Here is a 5821-nt window from a genome sequence, read left to right as displayed (position 1 = left end):
ATTGACCCGCCAGATGCCATCGGTTCCGCCGGTTCGGCCCTTCGGCCAGTCTGGTGCCAGATCGTCGGCGATGCGGTCCACGTGCTCGATGGTGACGACGTCGCGGCCGTCGACGACGCCGATGCACGCTGCCCGGGTGGCGCCGACGGTGCCGGCTTCGACGAGGCCGAACGCGGTGGAGATGTCGCGCGGCGTCGCCTGAAACTCGCACGTCTCGCGGATGTCGTCGAGTTCAACCCCCAGCGATTCGGCGACCATGGTTACCGCGGCACCCCAGCCCCATCGGAGGGTTCCGGGTGCCTTCAACCCGCCCTGGTAGTCGAGGGGCTGCCCGAAGCCGAATAGATCGCGCATGTCGTACTCGGCTGCATAGTCCGAATAGTTGGTGATTTCGATGCCCCGCACCGAATAAACCTTGTGCGACATGGACATCAGCGCGATGGGAAACAGGTCGGCGCCGAATCCCGGTTCGATGCCCGAGGAGAACAGCGAGCTTCGTCCGGCTTGGGCTGCGCCACGGATCGCGTCGGTGACCTTGTCGGGCATCGAGCCGCGCGAGTAGACCAGCCCCGAGATCGCGGTCGTCACGACGTTCTTGCCGGCGGCCAGGATTCGGCACAAGTCGCCGATCGCTTCCTTCATCCGGGGTGGGGCCGGCGCGGCGTAGACAACGCAGTCGGCGTCGCCGCCCAGGATCTCCGACTCGTCTCGCGTGGCGCGAACTCCGACCGGATCGATGCCGGCGAGCTCGCCGGCATCCTTGCCGTCCTTGCTATCCGAGTGCACCCACACCCCGACCAGCTCGAGGTTCGGCCGGTCGGCGATGGTGCGAATCGCGTACTTTCCGACCCCGCCGGTGGCCCAGACGGCAACTTTGTAGTGTGATTTCACGACTTTGGCTTCCTTTTCCAGTAGGGATTCTTGATCGCGGCAAGGGATTCGGTGACATAGCGATCCAGCGGGCGACGGTTGCGGGATTGACGCACCCACTGCTGAAAGCCGTAATCGCCTGCCGCGAAGGCAAGTTGGACCAGCAGACCTGGCCGGATATCGCTATCGGAGTTGGCGCCCATGCGTGCGGCGACGACCTTGGCGGCACGCTCCTTGTCGGCGGCGGTGACCATGGTCAGCTTGCCGAGCACATCGGGGGCTACCAGCAGGGCTTTACGCCACTCTTCGATGTCGGCCGCATCGAACGAGCGAGTTCGGGCGATGATGGCGTTGATCAGCGCAGCGTCGGGCGATTCGGCAGCGGGCTGCTGTTCGAGCAGGTTGACGATTGCGGTGCCGCCATGCCGAACCGGCGCCAGCAGCACCTCCTCCTTCGTTGGCACGTGCCGGAAGAAGGTGCGCGGCGAAACGCCTGCGGCCGCGGCGATTTCCTCGGTTGTCACGGCGTCGTATCCGTGTTCGGTGAACAGCCGGAATGCCGCACGCCGAATGTCGGCCCTGATCTGTGCGCGCTGCCGGTCTCGCAGCGACTCTCGGCTGGAGGTCATCGGAAGCTGCCGATTCCGCCGTCGACGTGAATGGTCTGCCCGGTGATGAAGGTCGCGTCGGTGCCCAGCAGAAACGCCACCAGCGCGCCCACGTCGGTGCGAACATCGCCGATGCGTTTCATCGGAACGCGTCCCACCGCCTTCGCGTAGTCATCAGGCGCGAACTGTTTCCAGAGTTTGACGCCGTCGGATTCAGCGAACGGGCAGATGACGTTGACCCGGATGTTGTCGCGGCCCCACTCCAGCGCGGCGACCTTCGACAGCCCGCGGATGCCTTCCTTGGCAGCGGCGTAACCGGCCCACTTGGGTTCACCACCGGTGCCGGTCCCCGAGCCGAGGTTCACGATCGAGCCGCCGCCCTCCTTGACCATCTGCGGGTGCACGGCCTGCATGAGCAGGAATGTCGCGCGTGGACCGACATCATGACCGAGCGCCAGGTCTTCGGTGGTGATGTCGACGAATGCCTTGGGTTCGTTGGTAGCGATGGCGTTGTTGACTAGTCCGTGCACAGTCCCGAAGGCATCGACGGCAGCCGCCACGATCCTCTCGGCGCTGTCCGGGTCCCGTAAGTCGGCAACCAGCTTCTCGACCCGGCCCAGGGTCATGAGCTCGGCGGTTGTTGCGCTCAGGACCTCGTCTTGGATGTCGACCAGCAGCACCGCTGCGCCGCGTTCGAGGAGTGCGGCGGCGATGCCTTTGCCGACACCCTGGGCGGCACCGGTGACGATCGCGACCTGCCCGCGCATAGAGTCGGGATGGGTGTAGCTCACGTGGCGGGTCCCATCTGCAGTTGCACGCCGCGGTGCATCTCGTAGGTGCTGCGCGCGCCGTTCGGCAACTCGATGAACTCGACCGGTGTCCCGTCCGGGTCCTTGACGAAAAACATTCGGACACCGCCGATCTCGAATGGCTCTTGGTCAGGCTGGTAGCCGGCGTCGCTGATCCGGCGATGGGTGTCGTTCAGATCGGTCACCGACAACGAGACGTTCTGGATACCAGTGATGCCACGACGGGCGGGCTTTTCCGCAGCCGGTTTGGCTCCCAATGACAGCAGCTCCACCATCAATCCACCCAGCAAGCCGCCCACCACCCGGCCTTCTTGCTTCCGTTTCGCGTGCAGCACGGCGTCGAAAGGCTCACCGGAGATGAGAGTTTCGAAGATGACCTCCATGCCGAGCACATCGCGGTAGAACGCCAGTGCACGGTCCATTTCGGTCACTCCGACAACAAGGTGGCAAAACGAAACGTCCGCCAGAACTGCGTCGGTCATGGCATCTCCTATCGGTGGGTCGTTGAATTGGCGGCGCAGGCAGCTCGAATGCCGGTTTCATGGTTCCGCCGTCGACGCGCAGCATCACGCCGGTCACTCAGGCCGAGGCGGGCGACGCGAGATACAGTGCGGTGCGATCGCGACCCGATCGGTGAGATGGAAGGCGTCGAGGATCACTGATTACCCGCTCGCGAGCTTGGCAGCGGGGCGCCCGGCAAACAGCGGCAGGTCCAGGTAGGTCTTGATGCCGGGCTCGGCGGCGCAGACGTCGGGAATGGCGTTGACGCAATGGTTAGCGGTGGCAACCACACCCGGATTTCGTTTCAGCCCTTCGGCGATCGTCTCGGGTTGCAGCCCCTTGAAAGTGAGGCTCACGGTCGGGTCGCCGGTGATCTCCACCTCGAAGCGTTCGCCGCGACCGCCAAAATTCCAGGCCGGTTCCAAGTTTTCCTCGCCCATCAGCCAATTGACCGCCGCGGTGATGACCGGCTCACCCTCGACGAGGGCCTGCCAGCGGAACCGACGCGCGGCCACGGTCCCGGTGGGAAGAGGAAATGGGCCGTAGTCGATGTCGGAGATCGCCACCGCGACGTCTTGGATGGTTCTGATGTTCGGATCGATGCGAAATCCCATGTGGTCGGCGACCATTCGTACCGACTGCTTAAAACCCGCCTCCAGCAGGCCGGCCATCGGCCCTTGCACGGCTTCCTCGGGAGTACCGCCGAAACCCATGATGTGGCGGACGACGTCCGGCGCGTTGTAGGTGCGGATGTCGGAGAACTCCTCGGCGCGCACATGGGTCACCGCCGACGACAGCGAAGACAACATGAGCGGGAAGCGCTCGGTGATGCCGCCGGGGTGGATCCCCGAACCGTGCAGGGTGACACCGCTTTCGAGCGCGGCGTCGGCGACAGCCTTATGACGCGAGTTGCCCGGATCGGGGTAAACCCAGCCGACCGGGGTCACCACATTCTTGCCGGACCGCAAAATCGCGATGACCTCTTCGTCGTTGGGCACCAGCGGGCTGTACACCACGCAGTCAGCATCCAACGCCAGGACCTCGTCGACGCTGGAGCTGGCGGCGACGCCCAGCGCCGCAGTGCCGAGGATCTCACCGACGTCGCGCCCGTTCTTGTGCGCGCTATGCACCCAGCACCCGACCAGCTCCAGCTGCGGGTGATTGAGCACGCATTCGATGGCGGCCTTGCCGACGCCGCCGGTCGCCCACTGGATGACACGAAGCCTGGACGGACTAGTCATCTGCTACCTCCCGAATGGACAGCGCGCGGCATGGACACGCGTCTACCGCGTTTTCGATTTGTTCGCGGGCACGGTCGGGCGGCGTGGGGTTGACAATCTCGACCGGACCTCGTCTGGGCACCGTGAAGTAGTCCGGCGCTTCCAGCTCACACATGGCGTGACCCTGGCACAGGTCGGTGTCCACTTCGGCGAGATAACCCACTGGCATAACCCTCTTTACACATCCCTGAATGAAATGGCACAGTATGCCTTGATGGCAGTAACTGTCAACAATCTGCGTGAGAAGGTCGATTCATGAACGTTCTCGAAGGCAAAGTCGCGGTCGTCACCGGAACCAGTCGCGGCGTGGGTGTTGGCATCGCCCATGAACTGCTGCGCGCCGGGGCCACCGTGGTCGGGTGTGCGCGCTCGCCGCTGGACACCATCCCGGGTACCGACACACAACCGGACTGGGCGACGCGTGCTTCGCAACGAGTGTGCGATCAAGGTGACTATCGCTCGATCGACTCCTTCGTCAGCGAAGTCGTGGCCGCACACGGCCGGATCGACATCTTGGTGAACAACGCCGGCGGGACGGTACCGGCGCCGCATGCCGAGAGCATTCCCGAACTCGTGCAACGTATTCAGGGCGCGCCGCGCAGTGACGACGACTACGAGCGCACCGCGCTTTTCCACGCCTACGCGGTGCAGATGAACCTGATCGGTCCGCTCTGGTTTGCCATCCGCGCGTACCGGCAGATGGCCACGCAGGACGGAATCGGTTGCATCATCAACATTTCCAGCGGTGCCGGGCATCCGGCGGGCTCACCGACCCTGGTCTCCTACGGGGCGGCGAAGAGCGGGCTCAACCACCTCACCCGGTCGCTGGCGGAAGAATGGGGACCCAAGGTCCGGGTGAACTGCATTGCACTCGGGCCGACGATGACCGAGAACTTCCGGTCGTTCGTGCTGCCCAAGGACGATCCGACCGGCGAGAAGTACTTCGCCGCCGTCCCGTTGCGCCGCGCAGGCCAGCCCGCCGAGGTGGGCCGGGTGTGCGTCTTTTTGGCCGGCGGAGACGCGGACTTCGTCAACGGCACCACCATCGAGCACGACGGCGGCATGCTGCCCGGGGTGCTCTACGACGCCGGCCTGAAGACGATCACCGACCTGCTGTAGGCGTGCTGAGACTGCGCTGGGCCAGGCCCGAATACTCGCTGAGCGGGCGGATAAGCGCATTGGAGCCGGCCTGCTCGATGATGTGGGCGGTCCAGCCGGTGATGCGGCTCATCACGAAAAGCGGCGTGAAGCTTGGGATGTCGAATCCCATCAGGTAATAGGCTGGCCCGGTCGGGAAGTCCAGGTTGGGTTTGATACCGGTGGCTGCGAACATCTCGTTTTCCAGCACCTGGTAGATGTCCAGCCACCGCTGGCCGTCGCGGGCCTCCGCGACGTGAATCAGGGCCTCTTTCATCGTCGGCACCCGGGAGTCACCATTCTTGTAAACGCGGTGCCCGAAGCCCATAACTTTGTCTTTGCGAGACAGCTTGCCGTGCAACCACTCCGAGGCCTTCGACGGATCGCCGATCTCGATCATGTCGTGCATGACCGCCTCGTTGGCCCCGCCGTGCAGCGAGCCCTTCAGCGCGCCGATCGCCGCTGTCACGGCGCTGTAGATGTCCGACTGCGTCGACGTCACCACCCGTGCGGCGAAGGTGGACGCGTTGAAGCTGTGCTCGGCGTAGAGAATCATCGACTGCTCGAACGCCTCGACGACGACCGGTTCAGGGACCTCGCCAAAGCACATGTTCAG

General features: G+C 64.5%; 8 protein-coding genes. 1 reads left to right on the top strand and 7 read right to left on the bottom strand.

Going from position 1 to position 5821, the window contains the following annotated elements:
* The 6 genes from VEI45_RS17480 to VEI45_RS17455 form a co-directional block, all read right to left on the bottom strand.
* On the bottom strand, positions 1-891 hold an 891-nt coding region (locus tag VEI45_RS17480; RefSeq protein ID WP_324855436.1), incomplete at its 3' end, for a dihydrodipicolinate reductase.
* A complete protein-coding gene (locus VEI45_RS17475; RefSeq protein ID WP_324855434.1) occupies positions 888-1499 on the bottom strand; it encodes a helix-turn-helix domain-containing protein in 612 nt (203 codons plus the stop codon). The genes VEI45_RS17480 and VEI45_RS17475, both read right to left, overlap by 4 nt.
* Positions 1496-2269 (bottom strand): SDR family NAD(P)-dependent oxidoreductase, encoded by a 774-nt coding sequence (locus VEI45_RS17470; protein WP_324855432.1) that lies wholly within the window; start codon positions 2267-2269, stop codon positions 1496-1498. Before VEI45_RS17470 ends, VEI45_RS17475 begins: the two co-directional genes overlap by 4 nt.
* Positions 2266-2769, bottom strand: a complete 504-nt coding sequence (locus VEI45_RS17465; protein WP_324855430.1) for a VOC family protein — start codon at positions 2767-2769, stop codon at positions 2266-2268. The genes VEI45_RS17470 and VEI45_RS17465 overlap by 4 nt, the downstream gene beginning before the upstream one ends.
* A gap of 180 nt (positions 2770-2949) precedes the next feature.
* Positions 2950-4029: a dihydrodipicolinate reductase gene (locus tag VEI45_RS17460; RefSeq protein ID WP_324855428.1), complete on the bottom strand. Its 1080-nt coding sequence runs from the start codon at positions 4027-4029 to the stop codon at positions 2950-2952.
* Positions 4022-4237, bottom strand: coding sequence for a ferredoxin (locus VEI45_RS17455; RefSeq protein WP_324855426.1), 216 nt, complete (start codon positions 4235-4237; stop codon positions 4022-4024). The genes VEI45_RS17460 and VEI45_RS17455 overlap by 8 nt, the downstream gene beginning before the upstream one ends.
* Positions 4238-4323: 86 nt before the next feature.
* Between VEI45_RS17455 and VEI45_RS17450 the strand changes: the two genes are divergently transcribed.
* The gene (locus tag VEI45_RS17450; RefSeq protein ID WP_324855424.1) at positions 4324-5187 is read left to right on the top strand and encodes an SDR family NAD(P)-dependent oxidoreductase; all 864 of its coding nucleotides are present in this window, start codon (positions 4324-4326) and stop codon (positions 5185-5187) included.
* Here the strand turns inward: VEI45_RS17450 and VEI45_RS17445 are convergent.
* Positions 5171-5821 (bottom strand): citrate/2-methylcitrate synthase (locus tag VEI45_RS17445; RefSeq protein ID WP_324855422.1); only part of this gene is annotated, 651 nt, incomplete at its 5' end. The genes VEI45_RS17450 and VEI45_RS17445 overlap by 17 nt on opposite strands.

The sequence above is a fragment of the Mycobacterium sp. genome (genome assembly GCF_035623875.1).
In the GTDB taxonomy this organism is placed as follows: domain Bacteria; phylum Actinomycetota; class Actinomycetes; order Mycobacteriales; family Mycobacteriaceae; genus Mycobacterium.
Note: the sequence above shows the minus strand (reverse complement) of the source record. Positions and strands in the feature narration are given on the sequence as shown.

Coding starts and splice junctions, on each gene's coding strand:
- VEI45_RS17460 (WP_324855428.1), bottom strand. CDS start 4,029: ATGACTAGTCCGTCCAGGCTTCGTGTCATCCAGTGGGCGACCGGCGGC.
- VEI45_RS17450 (WP_324855424.1), top strand. CDS start 4,324: ATGAACGTTCTCGAAGGCAAAGTCGCGGTCGTCACCGGAACCAGTCGC.
- VEI45_RS17475 (WP_324855434.1), bottom strand. CDS start 1,499: ATGACCTCCAGCCGAGAGTCGCTGCGAGACCGGCAGCGCGCACAGATC.
- VEI45_RS17465 (WP_324855430.1), bottom strand. CDS start 2,769: ATGACCGACGCAGTTCTGGCGGACGTTTCGTTTTGCCACCTTGTTGTC.
- VEI45_RS17455 (WP_324855426.1), bottom strand. CDS start 4,237: ATGCCAGTGGGTTATCTCGCCGAAGTGGACACCGACCTGTGCCAGGGT.